The 25,319-nt window shown below is 59.0% G+C and carries 22 protein-coding genes; 14 read left to right on the top strand and 8 right to left on the bottom strand.

Annotated elements, in window-relative coordinates; genetic code table 11:
* A complete protein-coding gene (locus AAFM46_RS04380) occupies positions 1 to 207 on the bottom strand; it encodes a hypothetical protein (protein WP_343319777.1) in 207 nt (68 codons plus the stop codon).
* 30 nt (positions 208 to 237) lie between these two features.
* Entirely contained in the window at positions 238 to 636 is a 399-nt protein-coding gene (locus AAFM46_RS04375; protein WP_283530426.1) for a DUF3499 domain-containing protein, read from the bottom strand.
* Between the two features lie 64 nt (positions 637 to 700).
* Here AAFM46_RS04375 and AAFM46_RS04370 point away from each other — a divergent pair, with 64 nt between their 5' ends.
* A complete protein-coding gene (locus AAFM46_RS04370) occupies positions 701 to 1,246 on the top strand; it encodes a metallopeptidase family protein (RefSeq protein WP_343319776.1) in 546 nt (181 codons plus the stop codon).
* A gap of 405 nt (positions 1,247 to 1,651) precedes the next feature.
* Here AAFM46_RS04370 and AAFM46_RS04365 read toward each other — a convergent pair whose 3' ends face one another.
* The 3 genes from AAFM46_RS04365 to AAFM46_RS04355 are packed head-to-tail and all read right to left on the bottom strand — an operon-like array spanning position 1,652 to position 7,657.
* Positions 1,652 to 3,583, bottom strand: coding sequence for a DUF5719 family protein (locus AAFM46_RS04365; RefSeq protein WP_343319774.1), 1,932 nt, complete (start codon positions 3,581 to 3,583; stop codon positions 1,652 to 1,654).
* A complete protein-coding gene (locus AAFM46_RS04360; protein WP_343320353.1) occupies positions 3,576 to 7,106 on the bottom strand; it encodes a glycosyltransferase family 2 protein in 3,531 nt (1,176 codons plus the stop codon). The genes AAFM46_RS04365 and AAFM46_RS04360 overlap by 8 nt, the downstream gene beginning before the upstream one ends.
* Before the next feature lie 29 nt (positions 7,107 to 7,135).
* Positions 7,136 to 7,657: a WhiB family transcriptional regulator gene (locus AAFM46_RS04355; protein WP_283530435.1), complete on the bottom strand. Its 522-nt coding sequence runs from the start codon at positions 7,655 to 7,657 to the stop codon at positions 7,136 to 7,138.
* A gap of 375 nt (positions 7,658 to 8,032) precedes the next feature.
* Here AAFM46_RS04355 and AAFM46_RS04350 point away from each other — a divergent pair, with 375 nt between their 5' ends.
* A complete protein-coding gene (locus AAFM46_RS04350) occupies positions 8,033 to 8,815 on the top strand; it encodes a TIGR03089 family protein (protein WP_283530437.1) in 783 nt (260 codons plus the stop codon).
* A 56-nt stretch (positions 8,816 to 8,871) separates the two neighbouring features.
* Here the strand turns inward: AAFM46_RS04350 and AAFM46_RS04345 are convergent, their stop codons facing one another.
* Positions 8,872 to 9,402, bottom strand: a complete 531-nt coding sequence (locus AAFM46_RS04345) for a GtrA family protein (RefSeq protein ID WP_343319771.1) — start codon at positions 9,400 to 9,402, stop codon at positions 8,872 to 8,874.
* Positions 9,403 to 9,618: 216 nt separating this feature from the next.
* On the opposite strand from AAFM46_RS04345, the gene AAFM46_RS04340 reads away from it, so the two are divergent.
* The 5 genes from AAFM46_RS04340 to AAFM46_RS04320 all read left to right on the top strand — a co-directional run bounded on the left by AAFM46_RS04340 (position 9,619) and on the right by AAFM46_RS04320 (position 15,405).
* Entirely contained in the window at positions 9,619 to 10,794 is a 1,176-nt protein-coding gene (locus tag AAFM46_RS04340; RefSeq protein ID WP_283530443.1) for a 5-(carboxyamino)imidazole ribonucleotide synthase, read from the top strand.
* A gap of 79 nt (positions 10,795 to 10,873) precedes the next feature.
* Complete coding sequence (gene purE, locus AAFM46_RS04335; RefSeq protein ID WP_343320351.1) at positions 10,874 to 11,422, top strand: 5-(carboxyamino)imidazole ribonucleotide mutase; 549 nt, start codon at positions 10,874 to 10,876, stop codon at positions 11,420 to 11,422.
* On the top strand, positions 11,419 to 13,041 hold the full coding sequence (locus AAFM46_RS04330; RefSeq protein ID WP_343319769.1) for an LCP family protein: 1,623 nt from the start codon (positions 11,419 to 11,421) through the stop codon (positions 13,039 to 13,041). Before purE ends, AAFM46_RS04330 begins: the two co-directional genes overlap by 4 nt.
* Before the next feature lie 100 nt (positions 13,042 to 13,141).
* Complete coding sequence (gene manA / locus AAFM46_RS04325) at positions 13,142 to 14,401, top strand: mannose-6-phosphate isomerase, class I (RefSeq protein ID WP_343319768.1); 1,260 nt, start codon at positions 13,142 to 13,144, stop codon at positions 14,399 to 14,401.
* A complete protein-coding gene (locus AAFM46_RS04320) occupies positions 14,398 to 15,405 on the top strand; it encodes a peptidoglycan bridge formation glycyltransferase FemA/FemB family protein (protein WP_343319766.1) in 1,008 nt (335 codons plus the stop codon). Before manA ends, AAFM46_RS04320 begins: the two co-directional genes overlap by 4 nt.
* Before the next feature lie 48 nt (positions 15,406 to 15,453).
* On the opposite strand, the gene glpX is transcribed toward AAFM46_RS04320, so the two are convergent.
* A complete protein-coding gene (gene glpX / locus AAFM46_RS04315; protein WP_283530451.1) occupies positions 15,454 to 16,470 on the bottom strand; it encodes a class II fructose-bisphosphatase in 1,017 nt (338 codons plus the stop codon).
* Between the two features lie 197 nt (positions 16,471 to 16,667).
* Here glpX and AAFM46_RS04310 point away from each other — a divergent pair, with 197 nt between their 5' ends.
* The 5 genes from AAFM46_RS04310 to AAFM46_RS04290 all read left to right on the top strand — a co-directional run bounded on the left by AAFM46_RS04310 (position 16,668) and on the right by AAFM46_RS04290 (position 22,078).
* The gene (locus AAFM46_RS04310) at positions 16,668 to 17,303 is read left to right on the top strand and encodes a DUF4245 domain-containing protein (protein WP_343319764.1); all 636 of its coding nucleotides are present in this window, start codon (positions 16,668 to 16,670) and stop codon (positions 17,301 to 17,303) included.
* Positions 17,303 to 17,962 (top strand): carbonic anhydrase, encoded by a 660-nt coding sequence (locus AAFM46_RS04305; RefSeq protein WP_343319762.1) that lies wholly within the window; start codon positions 17,303 to 17,305, stop codon positions 17,960 to 17,962. Before AAFM46_RS04310 ends, AAFM46_RS04305 begins: the two co-directional genes overlap by 1 nt.
* A gap of 161 nt (positions 17,963 to 18,123) precedes the next feature.
* The gene (locus AAFM46_RS04300; RefSeq protein ID WP_343319760.1) at positions 18,124 to 19,554 is read left to right on the top strand and encodes a class II fumarate hydratase; all 1,431 of its coding nucleotides are present in this window, start codon (positions 18,124 to 18,126) and stop codon (positions 19,552 to 19,554) included.
* A 182-nt stretch (positions 19,555 to 19,736) separates the two neighbouring features.
* Positions 19,737 to 20,414, top strand: coding sequence for a TetR/AcrR family transcriptional regulator (locus AAFM46_RS04295; protein ID WP_343319758.1), 678 nt, complete (start codon positions 19,737 to 19,739; stop codon positions 20,412 to 20,414).
* Positions 20,411 to 22,078, top strand: coding sequence for an MDR family MFS transporter (locus tag AAFM46_RS04290; protein ID WP_343319756.1), 1,668 nt, complete (start codon positions 20,411 to 20,413; stop codon positions 22,076 to 22,078). The genes AAFM46_RS04295 and AAFM46_RS04290 overlap by 4 nt, the downstream gene beginning before the upstream one ends.
* Positions 22,079 to 22,096: 18 nt before the next feature.
* Here the strand turns inward: AAFM46_RS04290 and AAFM46_RS04285 are convergent, their stop codons facing one another.
* Complete coding sequence (locus AAFM46_RS04285) at positions 22,097 to 22,750, bottom strand: TetR/AcrR family transcriptional regulator (protein WP_343319754.1); 654 nt, start codon at positions 22,748 to 22,750, stop codon at positions 22,097 to 22,099.
* 80 nt (positions 22,751 to 22,830) lie between these two features.
* On the opposite strand from AAFM46_RS04285, the gene AAFM46_RS04280 reads away from it, so the two are divergent.
* Both AAFM46_RS04280 and AAFM46_RS04275 read left to right on the top strand, forming a co-directional pair.
* Positions 22,831 to 24,234 (top strand): NAD(P)-binding domain-containing protein, encoded by a 1,404-nt coding sequence (locus AAFM46_RS04280; RefSeq protein ID WP_343319752.1) that lies wholly within the window; start codon positions 22,831 to 22,833, stop codon positions 24,232 to 24,234.
* A complete protein-coding gene (locus AAFM46_RS04275; RefSeq protein ID WP_343319750.1) occupies positions 24,231 to 25,139 on the top strand; it encodes an SDR family oxidoreductase in 909 nt (302 codons plus the stop codon). The genes AAFM46_RS04280 and AAFM46_RS04275 overlap by 4 nt, the downstream gene beginning before the upstream one ends.
* Positions 25,140 to 25,319 lie beyond the last annotated feature (180 nt).

Here is a 25,319-nt window from a genome sequence, read left to right as displayed (position 1 = left end):
TTACGCCGTGGTTTGTTCTGGCCGCAGCAACAGAAGAATGCCTTCATCAATGGAGTATCGCAGAGGGCTACCCTCAGGCCCATTCGCGGAACTGATGAGCTCCTCGCCTTCTTGCACCAAGGTGGAGCCGGTGACGGGGCAGCGCAGTATCGGCAACAATTTTTCGCTAATTTTCGCCATGATCTTCCATTCCTCTGGATTATTCATACCGGTCACATTATTCATACCGGTCTCGGATTAGTCGCGCAGGATGCGCAAATGCCCTCGCCGGCCCGTATTTGAACCGTCGTGAGCTTGGGTCGGCGGTTCAAGGGTGCCACGATATTCACGTCTGGCTGAACTAACATCGGCGTCGGCAGGCTCAGAGTTTGCGGCCTCTCGCACGGCATCAGCCAGAGCTAGAAGGTCATCCGGGCCCGGGACGGGCAGCTTATCTGACCGGGCAAGATGAATGACGTCCCAGCCCAAAGGGACTGTGAGCCGGGCGGAGTGTTTGGCGCATAAATCGTAGCAATGCGGTTCGGCATAGGTCGCCAACGGACCCAAAACTGCTGTTGAATCTGCATACACGTACGTCAAAGTGGCCACGGCCGACTCACGGCAGGCTGATCGAGTGCATTGACGAAGGGTTCCCACGGTTCCCAAGACTACCCTTACCGCGGCGATATTTCCCCTTGTCCCCTCCCGGGCCTAGAGTGAAATGATGGAGTTCAATGCCCGGCACAGCGAACACTCGCTCACCATATCCCTGGATTCAACTGGTTCCGCCCATGGTCAGCCCGCCCCAGCGAAGACCCGCCCGTTTCTGCGCCGACGCCGCGACAGGCATGGCAGGGGGCTTCGTGGCCCGCTAGTACCTGCTTCACTGCCCGCCGCACGCACACGGGGTGAACAGTTTGAAGACCTCGTTGTTGACTCGGCCGACCGTCTGCGCAGTCTCTGGCCAGAGGCACTGGCGACCGTTGAATATTTGGTGGAGGAAGTTCCCGATCAATTGGAAGCTCTCATCGCATCCGGCGCCCAAGCACCGTTGGGCAAGTACACCCGCGGTACTCTTTCCGCACCGGATATTCTTGCCACGCCCCCTGTCATAGCCATTTATCGGCACCCTGTCGAAGTTCTGTGCGATACCCCGGGGCAGGTGCGGGAGCTGGTGCATGAAGTGATGGTTGAACAGGTTGCGGGCTTGCTAAACATGGATCCAGGCTCCGTTGACCCGCTGTTCGGCCGCTTCCGTGGCCTCTGACGCTCGCTCACTCCACGCCGTGTTTAGGTGGACGCTCGCTCACTCCACGTCGACTTTAGGCTGACGCTCGCTCACTCCACGCCGTGTTTTTCTGGACGCTCGCTCACTCCACGCCGAGCAGGCCAAGACACGGCCAGCGCTCGCCAAATATTCGGGAACGGCCTGCGGCCAAAAAAATATGGCAGCTCACCATCTACCGGACCTTTATGGCCTTTACTATCGGAGGCAGGGGCTGGTACCCCCGCTCACAACACGCGTCCAGAGCCCCTGTCATAGCGACGCAGAGTGAGCGAGCATCCAGAAAAACACGACGTGGAGTGAGCGAGCGTCCAGAAAAACACGACGTGGAGTGAGCGAGCGTCCAGAAAAACACGACGCGGAGTGAGCGAGCGTCGGGGTGGAGGGTCAGTAACCTAACGTGAGGTTGATTGCCTGGGCGCCAGCTGATGTACCCACGATCGGCAAAACAGCAATATTGGCCGAGTCGGCAGTGCCCAGTAATTGTGTGCCATAACTGGGAGCCCCCGAAGCGGAGACCAAAACGGCTGCGGTTCCGGAGCCCAGCAGAGCTGAGGGATCCACCGTTACAGTATTTCCGGCCTTGAGCTTCACTTCCTTGCTCACACCCAGTACCCCCTTCTCGGAGATTGGTACAAGGTTCACTGTGGCGCCATCGTCCGGAGCAGAAAATACTAAACTTGAGGTTGCATTTTGCGGCAAAGAGACAAGATGCGTGTCCCCAAGCCGTGCTGCTGAAGGCACAAAAGCCATATCAACGGCTTCGCCCTCTTTAGTTGAATTGACCAGTCGCACAGTGGCTGCCACGGCCTCGTCGGCACGCACGCTAAGGGAATACGTTCCCTTAGCCAAACCCGCCAAAGAGAGCTGATTGACTTTGCCTGCGACGGCGGTGAACACGCCACCGTTAGGCAACGCCACCTGCCCCTCCGGACCGTATGCCTTGACCTCCACAACCGAGTCACGCAAACCAGGCACCGTCACTGTCAATGCCGTGGTGGCATCCTCATACCCTGCCTGGGCAGAAATTTTTGTTGCGGCACCCGGGTCCTGAACACGCACACCGGGAATGACCAGTGCTGAGGACGGTGCCTGTACGGGAGCCAAATAATCGATGCCTCCGGGTGTCAGACCGCGCAGGATCGACTGCTGGATCACGGCGCTCACAGCGCCTCCGGCACTCTTTAGATGAACGCTGAGAAGTTCTTGGTCAGGGGCCAGACCTGAAAGCACCACTGAACGGACGGTGCCTGCATCAATCACCAAACCCTTGCCAGCAGGTGCTTGCAAAGGCCCATTGCCGCTGAAAAACTCAAGTGAGACTGTGGCAGGGCTCTGCGATGAATTAGAGATGACAAGAATAGCCGTCCGCCCTACCGTTGTACTTGCACCCGAGAGCCACAACTCGTTCGACGGCGTTTGGCAACTCGCGGCAGCCAACCCGGCAAGGTCCCCATCGGCGGCATCAACCACGACGGAACCACTTCCCCGAGAGGCTTCTTCGCCCAGCGGCTGCAAGCGCAGTACCGAAGACGCCTGCATTGACTTTCCACGCACCACCTCGGCCCGCGCCTTGGGCTTACCCGTCATAGCACTGGGGCTGGGCGCCGCACTTGCAGGCGCCTGCGCCACAGTGAAAAGTGGCGTAGATTTCCCGTCGAGAGACTGCACTTCGGCACCCGGTAGATCACCCGTGGAACCGCTGAGGACAACCGCATCGAGCAGAGTATTGGTGGATGAGGGACTGGCTGAGAACTCCGGATCCGCTCCCACCGCCGACCCAGCCAGCAGCTGAGTGGGCCCCTGACAGTTGGCCGAGGTTTCACCGACCGGCAACGGGTGCGGAACCGGCGTAGTCTCGGTGGTGGCATCGGCGCCCGGATATAAAGTACCGGCACCCACTACTCCAACAGCCAGAGCTAGTGTGGCAACACCTGCCAAAACGGCAGGCCAACGACGGCTGACCTTGCGTTGGGAGTGCCGCACACTTTGCGTCGTGGCAAGCTTAACTTCTCCGCGCTTTTTCTGCTCATCAGCAGCAGCAGTTTCAGAACCGCTGGCAGTATCAACATGCCCAACCGTCTTTTTCTTCGGTTTAGCTGTCTGCTTTGATGCGGCCTTTTTTTGGGCAGCCGCAACCTTCTTTGCAGCCCTTTCAGGCGCATCAGCCTTCTTAGGCACAGCAGCGCCCCCCGACCCGTCCTTAGGCAGTGTCGGTTGGGTCACCGGTGGCCCTGATTCGTTGGGAACTGCCTTTTCCGGCAGTGACTTGCTGTCAGGGATATTATCCTCTGCGCCGCTGTCCTTGATCTCAGGCACCTCTACCAACCTTTTGCAATGATGCTTCATCTCTATACGCTCCGGTGCGGCCACGCCGCGCACGCACTGGCAGGGCCAGCAACAGTGTCAGCCCAAAGAGGACCAGCTGTACCAGGGCCATCACCGCGCTCATCGGATGAACGTAACGTATTTCCAAATACCCTTGTGTTTGGGGTAATTCAAAGGCTTGCGCCCAGCCTGCCGTGACTGCTTTGAGCTGTTTGCCATCCAGCCATGCCTGCCAACCTGGGTCAGAGCGTTCCGCCAGCACCACGCGCCGCTCCGATTCACCTGCCGGGATGTCGGTGGCAACATTTTGTCCCTGGGAATCCACCGGCGCTACTGCTGCACCTTGTGCATCTACGAGCCTGACTCGATTGACGACGTCGGTCAGTCCGGCAGTTTTGTAGTTCGGCTTCACGCGCCACAGCCACCCAGATTCCGTGGGCCCAACTGTGGCCAAACCTGGAACTGCTTCCAACTCTCCTGCCAGGAGCTCCGCTGCAGTGTCGCCTTGGCGCAGCACAACGAAGCCCACCCCCAGTTCTACTAGCCCTGCCCGTGGGTCAAGTCCCGATTTCGAGACCATCGCGGCCACACTATCTGCCAATGCTGTTGTTGCAGCATCACTTTCCAGAACTACTTCTGAGCCAAGGTCACCGGTGATGCGGGCTGCGGAGGCAATGCTTGATAGATCATCCAACGTTGTTCCAGAACCCTGCATCAATGTTGCCTGCACGCCACCTTCGGGCTTGACTGACATGACGATGGTGCGGCTTGCTTCAGGTCCTGCCCCGCGGTCGGCTGCTGTGGCTGGGATGGTTCCTGCCGTGACGGCCTGGGGCAGGAACGGACCTGTCAGAGCAGAGGCATTGTATTCACCAGTGGCCTGCTGCACACCCCAGAGCCCCAAACTGGCCAAAGGTGCGCCAACAAGGAGTACTGAAAGCGTCACAGCCATGCCTCTAGCAATTCGATGCTGCTCGGAGCCCTTTCCGGCCGGCCTGGCTGGTTCCAGGACTCCGCGTTCGGTGGCGCGTTTGCTCTTGCCACCCTGCAGGCGCAGGCTGGAATCAACACTGCGATAGCTCGGGTCCCAGGCACGGCGGTGCAGGGCATCAAAGCCCAGCATGGCCGCGCCCAGCAAAGCGAAGAATGCAAGGGAGATGGCAGGTCCGTTGTACGGGGTAACTAGTGTCACGCCGTCGAACGCCACGGCAATGAACTTTCCGGCATAGGCGGCTGCGAGGGCCAGTAGCGCCACCACCCAGAGCGTGCGCACGGTTGAGCCGCGACGCAGTGGAAACAACAGAGCCGCCACCGCCGCCACAACCACCGGCGCACCGATGATGAACACAGCTACCCAGGTCCACCATGGGGCTGAAGCAAAAGCACTCAACCCGACGAGTCCGGAGCTGGCGTCCAGTGTCTGCGGGAAACCCAGGAGTTGTTGCCACAGCGGGCCCGGATTCGTGGCCAGCGGGACCCCGGGATCGGCCAGAAGTGCACGCGGATTTCCCCATGCAGACCAGATAAAGGGGGCAAACAGGGCAGCCGATGGCACCAACGCCCACCAAATCGTCCTGCCGCGGCGTCCCAACAACAATGCCGCAGTCAGAATTCCAAGCACAGCAACGGGAAGCAAACTTGGAGAAGCAGCGCTGACAACGGCAAGTGCCAGACCCGACGCTGCAGCCGCCGTCCACGACGGATTGCCGTCAATACCCGGGCGTCCCATTTTTGAGATTGCTCCGGTGCCGGAGCTTGCGGTGGCGCCAGGAATGATCACCGCGGCAACTGCCGGGGCAACGGCGCCACCCACGGCCCTGATCAGACCCAACATCACCAGGGGAATAAGAACGTGGGCTACCAGCGCACCAACGCGCCCCTGTCCCATGGCGACAAGCAAAACCGGCGCACCAGCCCAGGCAAGTGCGCCCACAATGCGAGGCCACCGTTGCAAGGTGAGTGCTCCAACGCCAAGCCAGGCTGTGATTCCGGAAAGCGGAAGCGCTAACAGGACCAGCCACAGCACCGCAACAGAGCCATTGCCGCCGGAGCTGAGCAGTGTCAAAACGAAGTTAAAGGGATTGCCACGGCCGGGCAGACCAGAGCCGAGGGAAACCCACCAACCAGTGGCGTTCTGCCACACCTGTCCGAGCTGTTCAGAGAGCGGAAGCATGGCACCCCCGGACAATGCCGAGACACCCAGGAACCGGGACAAAACACTCAAAGAAAGGATCACAAGCAGTGCTGTCAAGGCCAGTGCACTGACAATTGGTGCCGTCTTTATGGCAGCCAATGGTGCCACCGTTTCCTGGTGGGCTTCCCCTGTTGGTTCCAGAATCGAGGGACCGTTCAGCGCATTTTCTTCGATTTCTTCATCGGGGCCAACGGATTCGCGCAGCATCTTCAAATGCGCACGCGCAACCCGTCCATCAACAAGTAGCCCTTTGTGCACGGAGCGCGGCTTTCGCCGCTGTCCAGCCAATGCCTTGCGGCTCCGGTGCAACGTAATGGGACGGACAATGCCAGCACACGTAGCGGCAAACATCCGCAGCGCATGCCCCGGTGCTTTCAAAACGAAACCGGCTATCAACCAGTAGATAGCCGCAAAAAATGTGCCGATGGCCAGGAATGGAACGGCCCATGCTTGGGCGTGTTTGAGCCGTAAGAAAATTCCGGCTTTGCGAGCGGCTACGGCAGATCCCATGCCATTGGGCCTGTTCACTACGTGGAACATCCGGGCGTTGGGAACAATCAGGACCCTGTCCCCGGCCAGACGAACACGGGCACAAAAATCCAGATCGTCTCCGGGGCCCGGCAAAGCGGGGTCAAAGCCACCCAGTTTTTCAAAGACATCTCTGCGAACCAACATACCGGCCGTATTGACGGCGAACATGTCCGCTCGGTCGTCGTACTGGCCCTGGTCTTGTTCATCAAGGCCCACGAGGGAGAACCGATCAAACCATTGGTTTGTCCAAAGCCCGACGTCGACAAGTCGCCTGTGATTCTCCCAGTCAAGTTGTTTACACCCAACAACAGTGGCTGTGGTGGCCCGCTCGGTGGCCTCCAGGAGTAGTTGCAACGCATCGGGAGCAGGGACGGCGTCGTCTTGGAGCAGCCAGATCCACTCATCAGCCGAAGATGTCCGAGTTTCTACAACGGCAACTGCACTGCCGCCAGAGTTGCTGGAATCTGAGCTGTCCGTCTCAGGGCTGGAGGCGGCTGAGCCGGTGGCACCGGAAGCGGCGGCTGTGCCAGCGTGGTTTTGCCGTCCGGTTGTAACCAAGCGGGCTCGCTCAAGACTCTGGTGTTTGAGGACCGCATCAACCCCAGCACCATAACCTTTGCGTCCATCAAGTGAAATGACGTTGCGCTCGCCCAAATTTTCACGGAGCAACTCCCCGGAGTTGTCCGTTGAGCCTGCATCTGCAGCCAAAACATAGTCGGCGCAGCGTGTTTGTTCGGCAAGTGCCGATAAGACTGCGGGAAGATAGGCACCGCCGTTGTGGGCAACCAGAACGGCCGTGACTTTTACTGCTTCAAGAATTAGACCGCTCGCTTCCGCAGCCGCCGGCGCTCTCGCTCCGACAGTCCGCCCCAGATTCCAAACCGCTCGTCATTGGCTAGAGCGTATTCAAGACACTGCGTCTTGACGTTGCAGGCGCCACAAACCTTCTTGGCATCCCGAGTGGAACCACCCTTTTCAGGGAAGAACGCTTCTGGATCAGTTTGTGCGCACAATGCATCAGTCTGCCAGCCTAGTTCACCTTCGTCGCTGAAATCTTCAAGCTTAGGGTGCAATCCAATCCAAATCGGTTCGTTATCCAAACCTTGGACTGGCGCCAGCTGGGCAACAGCCAGCTCATCATCCTCATGCAAAGTAAGGAAAGCCGTCGCCGCATCCTCGCGCGTTTGAGCGTTTTCACGTTCATGAAAAGCAGCTGCACCGGGGTCTGCGGGGTCCACATACCAGTCAGTGGGTACCCCACGGGAGAGTTGAGCGGTGCCGCCCTGAGTCTCCACGGAATCATTTTGTAGTTTTGCCACACTCAGCTGAGCTTGCCCCATTGTCATCCTCCTGAATGTTGCCGCCAATGCTGTGTTCCGAATCTTCGGTTCCGCATCGTGCGGATTACAGTGCCAATAACAGCGGTTCGTGGGTCTAATTACATCCATGTAAGTCCCCTACGTCAAGCGGGAGGCGATCATATCCACTACTGAGCATGATCTTCCTGCACGCCACGCCCGGCAATTACATACCAATACATCCGCGTATTCGCGCCGCTAATTGCGGAAAAACCTCTCGGATTGGCGGGACTGAGGCTTTTTTTCATGTTTTCAAAGATTCATCTCAACTTTGGTGTCATACAGATCACATAAGCCGTGAAGTTCATCCAAACGATGGAGATGCACAAAGCCACAGACATGGAAAGATAAGGAACCATGAACCCCCGCCCGAAATCCCCCAAATATCCGCAGACCCCCACGCAGCTCCTGACATCCTTGAGAACCTGGAACGCAACCTCACCCAGGCTCTCCTGGTACGGACCGGATTCTGAACGTGTTGAGTTCTCCGGGCGCGTGTTGGATAACTGGGTTGCTAAGACGGCCAACTACCTAGTTGACGAGCTCGACGCCGAACCCGGCACTGTCATCTGCCTTGACCTTCCGCTGCACTGGCGGACTTTTGTTTGGCTGCTTGCCACGTGGGCTGTGGGGGCAACAGCCGTGAGTGCATCCGATCAGCTTGCCGGATCACCATCCGCGACCGCCGCAGATATTGTGGCCACCACTGATCCCGTCGGCACCCAAGAGTTGTTGGCGGCAGCCAAGCCCGCACCCCTGATCGTGGCCGTGGCCCTGCCTGCCCTTCAAATGCGCTGGCTCGGTGAGCTTCCTGCCCGGACCCTTGATTATTCCGGGGATGTACGGGCTCATGCGGATGAGTTCTTCGCCGATGATTCGCCAGCCCCCAACGACGTTGCATGGCGTCACAATTCCGCGGCCACCAGCTACGAACAGCTACTGGCGCCAGAAGCAGAACCCGCCCCGGAGACACAGGCTCCCTCTCCCCAGCGGGTGCTGCTTGAAGTGCGTGCCGGATGGGAGGCAGTGGTACCTGCGGCACTGAAAGTGTGGGCAGAGGGGGGTTCGGTTGTCCTGCTCGACGCCGGTGTGGAACCCACAGACCATCTGCGCGCCAGTGAGCAGATCACCCGGGGCTAGGACGGGAATCAAAGCGGAGCTAGCCATTTCTGACTAGCCCCTCTGTGACGACTGCTCTAAACCTCGTGCCCGGAGCGCCCTGGGCGCCCTGACGGGTCAGATTCGAGTAGTTGATGGTCGCCGGCGAACCCGGGATCCTCGTCCAGCTCTTCGGTAAATACCCAGAACCTGTAGGCGAAGAACCTAAAGATGGTACCCAGGACCAGGCCAATGACGGAGCCGGCAATGACATCGGCATAGGCGCTGTCGAAGCCCAAGACCCAGTGGGAGATGTACACACAAGCAGCAGCGATGCCAAGACCGATGCCGTTCATAATGATGAAAAGAACCACTTCGCGCAGGATATTGGCTTGGCGACGGTGGCGGAAAGTCCAGTAGCGGTTGGCAAGCCATGAGAAAACTGTTGCCACGGCCGCTGCAATGATCTTGGCTTTGGTGGGGTGCCCGCCCATGCTGCCGCCCAGCAGCCACAGATATATGCCCGTGTCGATGACAAAAGCTACACCGCCGACCACCCCGAATTTGGCGACTTCGCGCCAAAATAGGCCCAATAGGCCCTTGATGCGGTTGGTGATTGTTTGGTACATGGTCCTCCGTTGACTATGGGCCAAAACGGACAGTTCACGTCGCAGCCTCCATAAAATACTAAGCCCTCCATGAGCGCAAAACGTCCGCAGGGGGTTTCAAAGTACTGGGAATTAGCACACAGTTCCCTGTTAGTAAAGACTTAGAACAGGGTTGGGACAGGAGCGCGGGAGCGGCCAAGGCATGGAACAGGGCAGAGTTTCGGTACGCTGGGGACTGTGACTTTTCCTGTAATCGGTGTTGTGGGCGGTGGGCAGCTTGCCCGCATGATGGCCCCAGCAGCCGTGGCCCTTGGTTTTGAATTACGAGTTCTTGCAGAATCTCCTGACGTGTGTGCCGTGCCCGCCGTGGCAACAGCACCGGTGGGTGACTACACGGACCTGGATATTTTGCGTGATTTTGCGCGTGGCGTTGACGTGCTCACCTTCGATCACGAACATGTCCCGAGCGCTCATTTGCAGACCCTTATTGCTGAGGGGGTGAACGTCCAGCCGCGCCCCGATGCGTTGATCAATGCCCAAGACAAGCTCGTCATGCGTGCCGCCATTGAGCGGCTCGGCCTGCCCAACCCGGCCTGGGCAGCCGTGGAATCCGTGGCAGACATCACCACCTTTGGCGACACCCACGGTTGGCCCGTGGTGCTGAAGATGCCGCGCGGCGGCTACGACGGCAAGGGCGTGGCCTTCCTGCGCAACGCCGACCACGCCGCCGAGTTTGCCGGGGATTGGTTCGCCGCCATGAGCCCGTTGCTCGTGGAGGAGGTTGTTGACTTTTCCCGCGAGCTCTCGGCCCTTGTGGCCCGCACTCCCTCCGGCGAGGCCAAGGCGTGGCCCGTGGCCGAATCCATCCAGGTGGCAGGGGTGTGCGACGAAGTCATCGCCCCCGCGCCGGGCATTGCCGACGACGTCGCCACCCAGGCGCAGCAGGCTGCCCTGACGATCGCCAGCGAGCTGGGCGTCACCGGCGTCATGGCCGCGGAGCTGTTCGAGACCCCCGGCCGCGGCCCCGGCTACCTCGTCAACGAACTGGCCATGCGCCCGCACAACACCGGCCACTGGACCATGGATGGGGCCGTGACAGGACAATTTGAGCAGCATTTGCGTGCCGTTCTGGACCTGCCGCTGGGTGACACCGCGGCGCTGAGCCCCATAGTGGTCATGAAAAACTTTCTTGGCGGCGCCAACCAGGACCTCTTCAGCGCCTACCCTGCGGCGCTTGCCGCTGAACCCACGGTGAAGGTGCACAGTTACGGCAAGGCAGTGCGGCTTGGCCGTAAGATTGGTCACGTTAACGTGATTGGTTCAGCGGACGACGACGTCGCTGGCGTCCGCGCCCGCGCCACCACCGTGGCAAACATCATCCGAGACGGAGCAAAAGGAACCCTCAATGACTGAAAAGTCCGCCCAGGCCGCTGACAGTGCACTAAATAGTGCACCAACCGCTTCACCTGGCAAGGCGCTCGTTGGCGTTGTTATGGGTTCCGATTCTGATTGGCCCGTTATGGAAGCAGCGGCGGCGGCGCTCAGTGAATTTGGTATTGAGTTTGAAACTGATGTTATTTCAGCACACCGCATGCCCACCGAAATGATTGCGTATGGGCAAAACGCTGCCGCCCGAGGCATTCGTGTCATCATTGCCGGTGCCGGCGGCGCTGCCCACCTGCCCGGTATGCTCGCCTCCGTCACAACGCTTCCGGTGGTGGGTGTTCCTGTCCCGCTAAAAACCCTTGATGGCATGGATTCCTTATTGTCCATAGTCCAAATGCCTGCGGGAGTTCCCGTGGCCGCTGTTTCCATTGGTGGTGCTCGCAATGCCGGACTGCTGGCAGTGCGCATGCTGGCCGCGGGCACCGACGATTTGGCAACCACCTTAACCACCCAACTTGCCACGTTCGCACAGTCACTGAAGAGCCAGGCGTCCGCCAAGGGTGCGGCACTGCGTGAAAAAGCTGGGAGCGCCTACCCGATGGCAGTTGTGCCGCAAACGGGCACCACTGCGAAAGCCGTGGGCACCAACACATGAGTTTCAGCAGCCCCAAGGTGTCCAGGGCCTCGAATCGTCCGCCCCTGTTGACTAACCCGGTCCGCTACCCGGAACCGGCGTCTGCACCAGTGCGTTCAAAAAGGGCTTGGTTCCTGTTGCTGCTGACATTATTTGTTCCTGGTTCCGCCCAAGTAGTTGCCGGGGATAAGCGTTTTGGTCGTCTGGCCCTGCGCTGTACTTTTACCCTCTGGGCATTGGTGATTGCCGCCGTCGTACTAGGAATTCTCAGCCGCGAAACCCTGCTGAACCTATTTTCCAACCCATGGACCTCACTGCTGATCATTGTTTTGATAGCGGCTGTGGCAGTGGGCTGGGCCGTGATGTTCCTCAATACTTTGAGCATCATCAAACCCGCCCTGCTGGCACCAGGAATGCGTGCCATGGTAAGCGGGGCGCTGGTTGTGCTCATGGCGCTCACCAGCGGCTCGCTGGGGTATGGGGCGTACCTGATCAATTCCGGTCGCAATGCCATCAACTCGATTTTTCAGGCCGGCCCGGACATGGTGCCGGTTGATGGGCGCTACAACTTTTTGGTCATGGGTGGCGACGCCGGTGAGGACCGCAGCGGCAGGCGCCCGGATTCAATCATTGTTGTCAGCGTGGACGCCAAGACTGGCCAGGCTGCAACCATCAGCATCCCCCGGAACTTACAGAACGCCCCGTTCTCCCAAAACTCTCCCCTCTGGGGCGTGTATCCGGATGGGTACAACTGCGGTGATAACTGCATCATCAACTTCCTTTACACGGATGTTACAAACAAGCACCCTGAGCTCTACCCGGACGCCCAGGACCCGGGCGCGGCTGCCATGATGGATGCCACTGGCGGAATTTTGGGACTAGAAGTCCAGGGCTATGTTCTCGTGGATATGGCCGGATTCTCCAACCTCATCGATGCCCTGGGCGGAGTCAAGGTCAACGCGGGTGGCTGGGTACCCATCAGCGGCGACGACGTCAACGGAACCGGCCAACATTTGCCTCCCACTGGCTGGATTGGACCCGGAGTACAGACCTTGGATGGCTACCACGCGTTGTGGTACGCCCGTTCGCGTCAATGGGTGCTTGAGTACAGCCGCAGCCAGCGCCAACAGTGCATCCAGGCGGCCATGCTGGCACAGATGGACCCGGCAACTGTGTTCACCAAATTCAATGCCATCGCGGATGCAGGCTCCAAGGTGGTGGAATCTGATCTAGCCGCCGGCCAGCTCGGCAGCTTCGTGTCCCTGGCTTTGAAAACCAAGGAACACAAGTTGGCCAGGCTAACAATTGGTCCCCCTGATTTCCCTCAAGACTTCCCCACCTACCCCGACTTTAACGCCATCCACCAGCGTGTTCAGGCCCTGCTAAACCCGAAACCAGCGCCCGAGGCTCCATCGGCACAGGAGAATTCCGCAACGCCAGATGCACCGGTGGATGCTCCAGCCGGCGACCCCGCCGCGCCCGCTCCCGCACCCGAGGCCCCAAGCCAGGCCCCCGTACCCGAGCCAGCGGCACCGCCTGCGGATCTCACAGCCGAGTACCTGCAGCAACTAGCCATCAACGGAGACGACGTGATGCTGACATCGCTCTTGGCCAACAACGGGAGCTGCTCTCCCGGTTAGAAGCCCGGGACTGGCGTCTTCACCCCCGGATCTTGGAAATACCTTGCCGCCCTTACTTTCAATCGATCTACAGCTTGTCTTGGACCAGGAGAAACTTAGTATGTTTGCACTGACCAACCTCACCCGTGACTATCCGTGGGGTTCTGCCACTGCCATTGCCGGGCTTTTAGGCACCACGCCAAGCGGTGGCCCGGAGGCTGAATTGTGGATGGGGGCACATCCTGATTCGCCCTCAATTGCCAATACTCCCGAGGGACCTGTGGCACTTGATACACTCATTGCCGAGCACCCCATCAGCACTTTGGGCGCGCAGGCGCATGCAGAGTTTGGCGCCCATTTGCCTTTCCTGGTCAAATTTCTTGCCGCCGAGCGCGCCCTGTCCCTGCAGGTGCACCCCACCAAGTCCCGAGCCAAGAAACGCTTCGCCGAGGAGGACGCTGCAGGTGTTCCGCGCGATGACGCTCACCGCAATTACAAGGATGTGAATCACAAGCCGGAGATGCTTCTGGCCCTGACGCAATTTGAGGCACTCTGTGGGTTCCGTCCCTGCTCCGAGGCTGCCCAACTCTTCCGCACCGTGGGCATGGCAATTGCGGCAACGGGTACGCGCGTGCCTGCGTTGCTGGATCAAATTCTAAAGACATTGGATTCGTCCATGGCCGCACCCGCCGTGGTGCGGCAGGCGTTTGAAACAATTGCAGGCGGGGGGCAGGGAACGCGGACGTTGGTTGACCTAGCCGCCTCTGCCCTCAGCGCCACTGCCGAAGCCGGTGGTGACTTACCTTCCCCCCTGGCTACTGTTATTGAACTGGCCCGGCAGTACCCAGGGGACCCTGGTGTGCTGATCTCATTGTTGTTGAATCGGGTCTCTTTGGCCCCCGGAGAAGCCATTTATCTGCCCGCAGGAAACATTCATGCTTATTTGCACGGATTGGGTCTGGAGGTCATGGCCTCATCAGATAATGTGATGCGCGGCGGGTTGACGGGTAAACACGTTGATATTCCAGAGCTTCTGGAGACCGTGGACTTTACCCCTGGCGAAGCTCCAGTGGTCCCGACAAGAGTGACCGAGCTGGGCCAAAAGGTTTGGGAACCACCTTTCGCGGAATTTGCCCTCCAGCGCGTAGAGATTTCAGCGGACGGTGCACCTGTTCCGCTGGTCCAAAATGGTCCTTTGATAGTTGTGGCCGTGTCGGGTTCAGTGCTGCTGGATTCCCCGCGTAGTGACATGGTTCTTGGCCGTGGCGAATCCGTGTTTATACCGGCCGCGGAGAATCCTGTCATGGTGCACCCGCACGCCAACGCTGCCGCGGAAACCTCTGTGGTCTTTGCAGTGACCTGCCAAGGATTTAACGCGTGAAACCTATACTTCAAACGGCTATTTGGGCGCAGTTCCAACGCAGCCTGGGTAAGACTGTCCACGAAGCGCAGGGGCCCGGCTGGAGTTTTGTGGCCCTCGAGGAAAAAACTCCTCTGGGCAAATATATTTACGCCCCTTACGGTCCGTGCGCCGACGGGGAAGCAGCACTGGCCAAGGCGTTAAGCGCGCTGTACGCAGTGGCCAAGTCAGTACATGCCCAGTACGTGCGGGTGGAACCTGTTGCCGCTGGCCTGGGGGCTGACTACGATGCTGTTTTGAGGGCTCGTGGCCTGGTCCGGGCACCAACTGATATCCAACCGCATCTAAGCTGGAAAATTGATCTGCGCCAGGACGAGGCAGACATTCTCAAAGCAATGCGCAGCACCAGCAGAAACCTCTTTCGCAACATCCACAAAAAGGGTGTCAGCTTTGAGATTTCAACCGATCCGGCCCAGCTGCCGATCCTGCTTGGATTCTTGGGAAAGGTGTCCGGCAGGGCAGATTTCACAGCGCAAACTGATACTTACCTGACCAAGGCGGCGGAGGTACTTATGCCTGCCGGTGCCGCCAAACTTTTTATTGCACGCCTTGAGGATGGCACACCCATTGCCGCAGCACTGTCCTACGACACCGCGGATACCCGGGTTTACGCCCACGCCGCCGCTGACGACACCTACCGTAAACTCAATGCCGGTGTCCCACTGCTGGTAAGCATGGTCTTGGATGCCAAAGCATCGTCAATGACAGAGTTCGACATGTGGGGTGTGAGCCCCGAAGATGAACCCGACCACGCTTGGGCTGGTTTCTCCAGGTTCAAGCGCTCATTTGGTGGTGCCGAAGTGGCCTACCCCGGGACGTGGGATCGCCCTGTCAACCGGTTTATGTACACGGTCTATCTCTCTAGCCGGAAAACGCGTTCACTGGTGGGCACAGTACTGAAAAGCGCACGCAGCCTCACGGGACGTATCCGTAAACAACGGGGGAAGAACAGTTCCCCCAACTAAATCGGTGGGTTCTGAGTTTTACCAGAACCCACCGCACTGCTGTGGAGATCAGTTGCGCCGGGCGTAAGTCTCCCATTTTGCGGCCTGGTGCTCGCCGTCAACAAACCTGATGGTCCCTGACTTGGAGCGCATGACGATCGATTGGGTAAGAACCTTGCCCTTGTCGTAGCGCACACCACGGAGCAAGTCTCCATCGGTGATACCGGTAGCCGCAAAGTAGCAGTTGTCGCTTGTGACAAGGTCATTGGTGGAGAGCACGCGGTCCAGGTCGTGTCCGGCGTCGAGCGCCTTCTGCTTCTCGTCATCATCCGTGGGCCAGAGACGACCCTGAATCACGCCGCCCAGCGTCTTGATGGCGCAGGCTGAGACGATTCCTTCGGGTGTGCCGCCAATGCCCATGAGCGCGTCTACGCCTGTGCCGGCACGGGCAGCGGCAATGGCACCGGCCACATCGCCATCGAGGATGATTTTGGTGCGCGCACCGGCTTCACGAATCTCACCAATGAGGCCCTGGTGGCGGTCTCGGTCAAGAACCATGACCGTGAGCTGGTTGATTTTCACGCCCTTGGCTTTGGCGATCAAGTGCAGATTTTGCTTGACAGGCAGACGCAGGTCAACCATGTCGGCAGCCTCCGGGCCGGTCACAAGTTTTTCCATATAGAACACTGCTGAGGGGTCAAACATGGTGCCGCGTTCGGCCACAGCCAGCACTGCCAACGCGTTATTGATACCCATGGCTGTCAGGCGGGTGCCATCGATGGGATCCACGGCAACATCACACTCGGGGCCGGAGCCATCACCAACAACTTCGCCGTTGTAGAGCATGGGTGCTTCGTCTTTTTCGCCCTCACCAATGACAACAACACCATTGAAGTGAACAGTGGAAAGTAGGGCGCGCATGGCATCTACTGCTGCGCCGTCGGCCAGGTTCTTCTCACCAAAACCAACCCAGTGGCCCCCGGCAATGGCCGCGGCCTCGGTGACACGCACCAGTTCCAAAGCCAGGTTCCTATCCGGCTCGTCATCGCCAACAGCGAGAGACTTGGATAATTGCGAATAATCCATATGTGATGCTTTGTTGGCCACGTAAAAACCCCGTTGTTCAGGTAGGCGCAGAATTTGCCGTGCGCGACGGTGCGCACCTCTGCCATATTTTTGCCTACGCAGCAATCATAGGCGAAGCAGCGCCGCAGTCGCGGGTGAGGTGGGCCACGTCGGAGCCTCTGTGCTAATTCTCCCCTCATATCTGGGAAGATAGTCAGGTGAGTGATTCCAGTCCTACCCCACCCGTCAAGCCCGTTCTTGCTGCCGGCGCTGCCAAGCGCGCCAACGCCTCAGTGATCGGCATGCTGCTAGCCATGCTTTCAACGGTTGCCATTGTGCTGACCATTGTGTGGCTCAATCCAGAGCCAAAGGCGGAGAGCTTCCGCACCCATATTGATGTAGCCGCCGTGGCTAACCATGCAGCCGATACCGCCGGTTTCACCCCTGTGGCACCGGATCTTCCGGAGGGTTGGTCAGCTAACTACGCTCGATGGAATCCGGCCGGCGCCGACGGCGTGTCGTTCTGGGACGTTGGTTATGTTACGCCGAACGACACTTTTATTGCTCTGCGCCAGTCGAATACGGCAAATCCAACCTGGACTGCCACACAAGCCCAGGACGCCCCTGTTACGGGAACTCGCGCCATAGACGGCCAAGACTGGGAACTCCGTGATAAACCTAAAAGCGACCGCAGCCTGGTTCTGTTTAGCGGCGCAACCACTATTGTGCTGACAGGCGCAGCAGATTTCAAGGACTTTGACGTTCTTGCAACGGGGGCCACGAACCTGCTCGACGCCGGTGCACCAGCCGGCACGAGCGCCAGCAGCACTCCAACAGCGAAGGAAAGTAAATAATGAACGGTGGAGAAGACGGCAATATCAAGGCAATTTCAGTGCATCCAAGCACCCCAACGGAAGCCTGGATCAAATTGATGAACGGCAACCGCCGGTTTGTCGAGGCCAGTGCTTCACACCCCAATCAGGATGCCGCACGCCGCAGCTCACTGATCTCCACCCAGCACCCTTTTGTCATGATCTTTGGCTGCTCGGACTCTCGCCTGGCCGCTGAAATCATCTTCGATCTAGGTCTTGGTGACGCCTTCGTTGTCCGCACGGCCGGGCACGTCATTGACAACACGGCTCTGGGTTCCCTGGAGTACGGGGTGGAATATTTGGATGTTCCGCTGATTGTGGTCTTGGGCCATGACAGTTGCGGGGCGGTAACAGCTACCAAGGGAGCCGTTGCTACGGGCAAAATGCCGGCCGGTTTCATCCGCGACCTGGTTGAGCGCATCACGCCCTCCGTGCTGACCTCCCTGCGTAAGGATCCGGACAGCAGTGTTGGGGACATGGTGGAAGAGCATGTGAAACAAACCGCCTTCCGTTTGGTGGAGAACTCCCCCATCATCGCCAACGCGGTGGCACGTCAGAAGACCGCCGTGGTTGGCCTGACCTACCGCCTCAACGACGGCCGTGCCGACCTGGTGTACAGCAATGGTTCAATCGGCATTTGATAGTTGACCGGGCCCGTTTTTTGCACGCCCCGGCAGGCACGACGGCGGAACTTGAGTTCCCGCCGTCGTGCCAGTTTTTGTTGGGGCAGGGCAAGCGCGCCGGCACCGCTAACACGGTCCGTGGTTTCTAACTCCGGCCGTGGCGGCGATATGGTGTAAGCATGACTGATACTGCCGCGTCTAACGCACAAGAATTCCGTATTGAACATGACACCATGGGCGAGGTCCGGGTTCCGGCCAACGCACTGTACAGCGCACAGACCCAGCGCGCCGTGGAAAACTTTCCGATTTCTGGCATGACGCTGGAGCCGGCCCACATTGCCGCCCTGGCGCGCATCAAGAAGGCAGCGGCCACAACCAATGCCGAACTGGGTGTTTTGGATGCTGAGCTGGCACGAGCCATCGAGGGGGCCGCCGATCTGGTTGCCGCCGGAAAATTCGATGGTGATTTCCCCATCGATGTCTTCCAGACAGGCTCCGGCACCTCCTCGAATATGAACATGAACGAGGTTCTGGCCACCTTGGCCAACAAGGCGTTGGTGGAGGCCGGCTCAGAGAAGCGGGTTCACCCCAACGATCACGTCAACGCCTCACAGTCATCCAACGATGTATTCCCTACTTCAGTACACGTCGCTGCCACCTCAGCTTTGATCAACGAACTGATCCCGGCACTGGGCCACCTGGCCGAATCGCTGGAGCGCAAAGAAGCCGAATTCGCCACAGTTGTGAAGTCCGGGCGCACCCACTTGATGGACGCCACCCCTGTCACCCTTGGCCAGGAATTCGGTGGCTACGCCGCTCAGGTGCGCTACGGGATCGAACGGGTTGAATCCTCGCTGCCACGCGTGGCAGAGGTCCCCCTTGGCGGCACCGCCGTGGGCACGGGCATTAACACCCCGGCTGGCTTCCCGCAGCGTGTGATTGCCCTGCTGGCAAAAGACACCGGCCTGCCGCTAACTGAGGCTCGCAACCACTTTGAGGCTCAGGCCAACCGCGACGGCCTCATCGAAGCCTCCGGTCAGCTGCGCAATATTGCCTACTCCATCATGAAGATCAACAATGACCTGCGCTGGTTGGGCTCAGGTCCCAACACCGGCCTGGGCGAAATTTCCATCCCGGATCTGCAGCCCGGCTCTTCAATCATGCCCGGCAAGGTCAACCCGGTGATCGCGGAGGCAGCCATCATGGTTGCCGCTCAGGTCATTGGTAATGACACCACCATTGCCCTGTCCTCCACCAACGGCGCCTTTGAGCTGAACGTGGGCATCCCGGTCATGGCTGCCAACCTGCTACAGTCCATCCGGTTGCTCACCAACACCTCCCACATCATGGCGGAGAAGATGATTGATGGGCTCACCGCCAACGTTGAGCGTGCCCGCTTCCTCGCCGAGGCCTCACCATCCATCGTGACACCGCTAAACAAGTACATCGGCTACGAAAACGGCTCCAAAATTGCCAAGCACGCCATCGCCGAAGGCCTCACCATCCGTGAAGCCGTGCTTGCCCTGGGTTACGTTGACCGTGGCGAACTCACAATGGAACAGCTGGATAAGGGCCTGGACGTCCTGGCCATGACCCGCGCTCCCCAGTAATCACCGCTCCCCTGCCGTTGAGGTTGGAGATGATGACACCCCCTTCGTTCCTCCGGGGTGTCATCATCTCCAACCTCAACGGCATTTAAGGGGGTAAGGGTTTGGCCGTGGGAGTAAGGAGTGAATAACACCACGTTGGAATAATTTTGCACTCTGACAGAAATAGTGCAAACTTTTACTTTGTGAACGAAAGTGTAAAACCCTGCCAGGCCAATGGCTTACGAGCGCGCAAACGCGAGGCCACCCGCTCCGCCATTACTGCGGCGGCACGGATCTTGACGGCACAAAACTCTCTGAACGGTTTTACCGTTGAGGAGCTATGTGAGGAGGTGGGCGTGTCACGTCGAACGTTTTTCAATTACTTCCCCACCAAAGAAGACGCCATTATTGGCCATATATTGGATGAATTCCCCGCCGCTGCGCTAGCCAGGTTCCTAGCGGGCCCCACCGGGGTGCCCTCCGCGCAGCAGGAACCTTACCCGCTGAGCTCAACTCTGCTGGCAGACCTGTTCACCCTCACCTGCTCCATGGTGGATCAGCTGAGCCTGACCAAGACGAACATCAGTGAACTCCTCGCCGCCATGGAAAAGGAACCCCAGCTCATGCTCAAAGTGATGGGCAGCGCGCCGGTGCGAGAGCAGGAATTTTCAGCCCTCATTGCCCGGCGTGAACAATTGCCGCCGGATGATCCTCGTGCCCATATGGTGGCGGCCTTGTTTGGCACCTGCACGCGCCGGGCCATCGAAGTCTTCTTCTCCGAAGAAAACACTGCCAGCTACAACGAACTTTTATCCGGCAATCTTTTGGCGGCCCAACAAATTTTCACCTTTTCACCTTTAACCTTCGAAGGATCTCGATGAGTACCGCCATCAAATCAGGACAACCGCTGCTGTTAACGCAAAAACGGATTTGGATCATCTTCTCAGCGTTGATTGCAGGCATGCTGCTCTCCAGCCTGGACCAGACGATCGTCTCAACCGCCATGCCAACAATCGTGGGCAAACTTGGCGGCGTGGCACACCAAACCTGGATCACCACCGCCTACCTGCTGGCCACCACCATTGTGATGCCCATCTACGGCAAACTTGGCGACATGCTGGGGCGCCGGAACCTGTTTTTGGCTGCTATTGCCATCTTTACTTTGGCCTCCATAGGCTGCGCCTTCGCCACCGACTTTTGGGGCTTTGTTATTTTCCGTGCCATCCAAGGCCTGGGTGGAGGAGGCCTGATGATCCTCTCCCAAGCGATCATCGCCGATATTGTTCCGGCCAATGACCGCGGTAAATACATGGGGCCGTTGGGCGCCATCTTTGGTTTGGCCGCCGTGGCCGGGCCTCTTCTGGGTGGGTACTTCGTTGACCACCTGACGTGGGAATGGGCGTTTTACATCAATATTCCGATCGGCATCGCCGCCTTCATAGTCGCGTTCTTTGCTTTGACGTTGCCGTCCAAGAAAGCCACGCAACGGATCGACTTTATGGGCGTTGTGTTCCTGTCCATCGCCACGACCTGCTTGATTTTCTTCACAGATTTCGGTGGCAAGGCTGACGGTTGGACATCGCTGACCACATGGACGTGGGGCGCCGGTCTTGTGGCCGCCGTAGCATTGTTCATTTTCACCGAAGCCCGCGCCGAAGACCCCATCATCCCGCTTTCACTGTTCAAGAACCCCATTTTCTTAAACTCCACTGCCATCGGTTTTGTGCTGGGTATGGGTATGTTTGCCGCCCTGGCCTTTGTGCCAACATTCCTGCAAATGTCCTCCGGCACATCTGCCGCCGAGTCGGGACTGCTGATGCTGCCCATGATGGTTGGCTTGATGGGAACCTCAATCTGGTCGGGACTGCGGATGTCCAAGACCGGCAAGTACAAGGCCTTCCCCATTGTTGGTTCGGTGCTGACAATCATCGCCATGCTCTGGATGACCACCCTCTCAGCGCAGACTCCCATCTGGGTCATTTGTGCCCAGCTGTTCCTGTTTGGCGCCGGGCTTGGTTTCATCATGCAGATTGTTGTCATAGTGGTCCAGAACTCGGTGCCTGCCGCTCAGTTGGGTACGGCCACGAGTACCAACAACTACTTCCGTGAGGTTGGCTCCGCTTTGGGTGTGGCCGTGTTTGGCGCCATGTTCACCACACGCCTTGCCGATTCCCTCCAGGAGGTCTTCACCGCGGCCGGCGCCAATCAGGAGCAGGCCGGCAACGCTATGGCCACTTTGGATCCGCAGGCCCTGCACCAGCTGCCACAGGTGGTCCAGGACGGCATTATCAACGCCTACGCCGAGTCCTTGGCACCTGTGTTCTGGTACCTGATCCCGTTCATGGCGATAGCCTTGGTGCTGGCCATCTTTATGAAGGTGATCCCACTCTCCGATACCTCGGGCATGGTAGCCCGCGGGGAAGCCATTGGCGGGGAAGAGGCCATTCGCTTGGAAGCTGAGCGCGCGGCAGCCTCCCTCTCCCCCATGATTGCCCCGGCAGATGAGGGCGCCGATTCGGTCCGTGACACCCACGGTAAACCTTAAGCGCACCCACTCCTGTGGTTATCGCACCACCATCAGTCCAACAACCCGCGCCATCTCGGCGACCAGTTCCTCCGCCGGCCTGCGCTGTTCCGCCGGGATGCTCAAGTGACTCACCAGGACCTCAGTCATGCCGCCCACCACCATGAGTCCCACAAGTGTTGTGTCAAAGGCAGGGACTAGCCCGTTGCGCATGATCTCGGCCAAAAGTCCCTCAATGGCCCCTGCGATCTGCGCGTTTTGCGTCCTTCTGCACTGCTCCAATGCCGGGGAGACGCCCACGGCTTCGATCTCACACACGCGCCCCAGACGCTCATCCTCAAGCATTGGCCCCACACCGGCCATGACACCGCGGCGCAGCAGCTCTTGCACGGAAGCTTCTTCGATGAAGGCTAACTGCGCCACACGGCTGCGCATCTGCTCCGTAGCCTGAATATATACAGTGCGCAGGAGTTCCTCCCGGCTTGGGAAGTAATCGTAAAAGGAGCGGGAGGAAACTCCCGCCTCACGGCAGAGCCCTTGGACTGTTGTTGCTGCGTAGCCGGCCGTTCCGAAGAGTTCCAGCCCCGCCTCCAGCAACCGTCCTCGGCGGGCAGCGTCTCGCGCTGACTTGGACGTGCCATGCCAGGTCCGCTCATTGCGAGGATCCTGTGTACCATCGGTCGTTGTTTCCACGGCCCCTACTTTTCCACAGTGAGAGTAAAGAACTGTCAGCGGCTATTGAAAATGTGCATTTTCACTGTAATGATTATCACATGCCATACCGTGTCAGGGACAGCCACCGCGCCCCCGCTACAACCGCGCCCATCCTGGCCAACCCCGGAGCACCCAGAGTCTGCGTCATAGGCGCCGGGTCCTCTGGCCTGGCAGCAACTAAGACGCTGTACCACGCCGGAATCGGCGTTGATTGCTTTGAGCAGGGGCCAGTTGTTGGTGGAAACTGGGTCTTCAACAATCAAAACGGGCAATCCGCCTGCTACGAAACACTGGAAATTAACACTTCCTGTCCACGGATGGCTTTCCCCGATTTCCCCATGCCCGCCCACTATCCCCCCTACGCCAAACACCATCAGGTGGCCGCCTACTTTGAGTCCTATGTGGACCATTTCGGGTTCCGCGAACGGATCACCTTCAACACCTCCGTGACCTCCGTTGTGCAGGCAGCATCCGGTTGGGATGTCACCATTTCAAGCCCCCAGGGCACACGGGAACACCAGTACGACGCCGTCCTTGTGGCCAATGGCCATCATTGGGACGCCCGTTGGCCAGAGCCAGCGTATCCTGGCAGCTTTTCCGGGAAGCAGATTCACGCCCACGACTACCGAACAGGTGAGCAACTTCGCGGGCTCGACGTTGTGGTGGTTGGTTCCGGAAATTCTGCACTGGACATCGCCTCAGAAGCCGGCTTGGTGGGACGCAGCGCTGTCCTTTCACAGCGGCGAGGGCAGTGGGTGCTACGCAAATTTCTGTTGGGCAGGGCCGCCGATACGATCGGACTGCCGGGCTGGTTACCGTGGTGGTCCGTCCGTGCCCGGCTGCGACTTGCCGCCCTTGCATCCGGAAGCACGGCCAAGCTGGGCCTCCCGCGGCCAGAACACCGACCCAGTGAATCCCATCCTGTGCAATCAGAGCAGATCCGCCCGGCTCTCCGCTCCGGGCGCGTCACACCCAAGCCCGGAATTGAGCGCTTAGACGGTGAACGGGTGATATTCACGGATGGAACCTCTGTTCGGGCTGATCTAATTGTTTGGGCCACAGGCTACCGTGTGAGCTTCCCGTTCCTGGACCCCAAACTTGTTAACCCCACGGGCAATGAACTACCACTATGGAAGCGCACGCTCCACCCCACACTCCCGGGACTATTCTTCATTGGACTGCTCCAACCGATCGGAGCAGTCATGCCCCTGGCCGAGGCGCAATCGAGATGGATAGCCGAGCTGCTTTCCGGGCAATACACGTTGCCTGACGCTGAGGAGATTCAACGCCAAATGAATCGGGAAGTCCAGCTAAATACCGCCCGATTTTATGACTCACCCCGCCACACCATGGAAGTTGACTTTGATCATTACCTCTGGGATCTGGGCAGGGAGCGCAGGCGCGGCAGAGCCCGCGCCATGTCGGCACACCGCCACGGAGAACATCTAGAGGTGGCAAAATGAGACGCTTCCCCCAGCGGACATCCACAAGCCGCGGTGGCGCCGTCGTCACCGGCGCGGGGCAGGGGCTCGGCCGTGAGATTGCTTTAGGGCTGGCCCGCGACGGATTCACTGTCCATGTCACTGATGTTAACGCTGAGCGTGCCTCCGCTGTGGTGGAGGAGATTACACTGCGGCAGACGCACCCCGGAGGAGCCCCCTGCCGCGCCTTTGCCTCAGTACTGGACGTTCGTGACGCAGCGGCGTGCACGGCTGTTGCCATTGACACAGTTAAACGTGCGGGGACGCTGGATCTGTGGGTTAACAACGCCGGAGTATTTTTCACCGGAGCGGTCTGGGAAAACACTCCGGAACAACGGCAATTGATGCTAGAGGTGAATGCACATGGCACTATCAATGGCTCGCTGGCCGCGTTGGAGATCATGCGGCGCGAAGACAGCGGTCACATAGTCAATATTGCCTCCCTGGCCGGCCTGGTTGGCGTGCCTGGCGAAGGGATCTATGCCGCAACCAAGCATACGGTGTTGGGGTTCAGCATCTCGGCCCTAGGGGACCTCCGCTCTGCCGGTATCCGTCGTGTCCACATCAGCTGCGTCTGTCCTGATGGGATGTGGACCCCCATGCTCTATGACAAGCTCGAGGATCCCCGGGCCGCGCTGTCCTTTTCAGGAGTGTTGTTGCAGCCATCGGATGTGGCGCAGCAGGTTCTTGGCATTGTCCAAAAACCACGCCCAGTGACGGCTTTGCCAGGGTGGCGCGGTGCACAAGTACGCCTGCTTGACCTGCTGCCAAGCCTCTCGATGCGGCTGGCTCCGGTGATTGTGAGATTCAGTAAACATCAGCAGGTTGCGATCGCTAGGCGGCTACGAAGAACCGGTGCCATTCCAGCCCCGCAAGATGAATTATAATCTAATTCGAGAATACTGTTCTTAATTATGCACAATGTTCTCGCTTCATGCGGGCTTCTTCATCATGAGCAAAACAACAGCAGCCAATACCCCGTCAACCCATTCCCTGACACCCGCGCTTCCTCCGGACGGATCCGGCGTCGGCACAACATTTACATCGCTTCGATCGTCGCGGCCGCC

It is taken from the genome of Arthrobacter sp. TMP15 (assembly GCF_039529835.1).
Taxonomy (GTDB): Bacteria; Actinomycetota; Actinomycetes; order Actinomycetales; family Micrococcaceae; genus Specibacter.
This window is presented reverse-complemented; position numbering and strand designations above follow the sequence as displayed.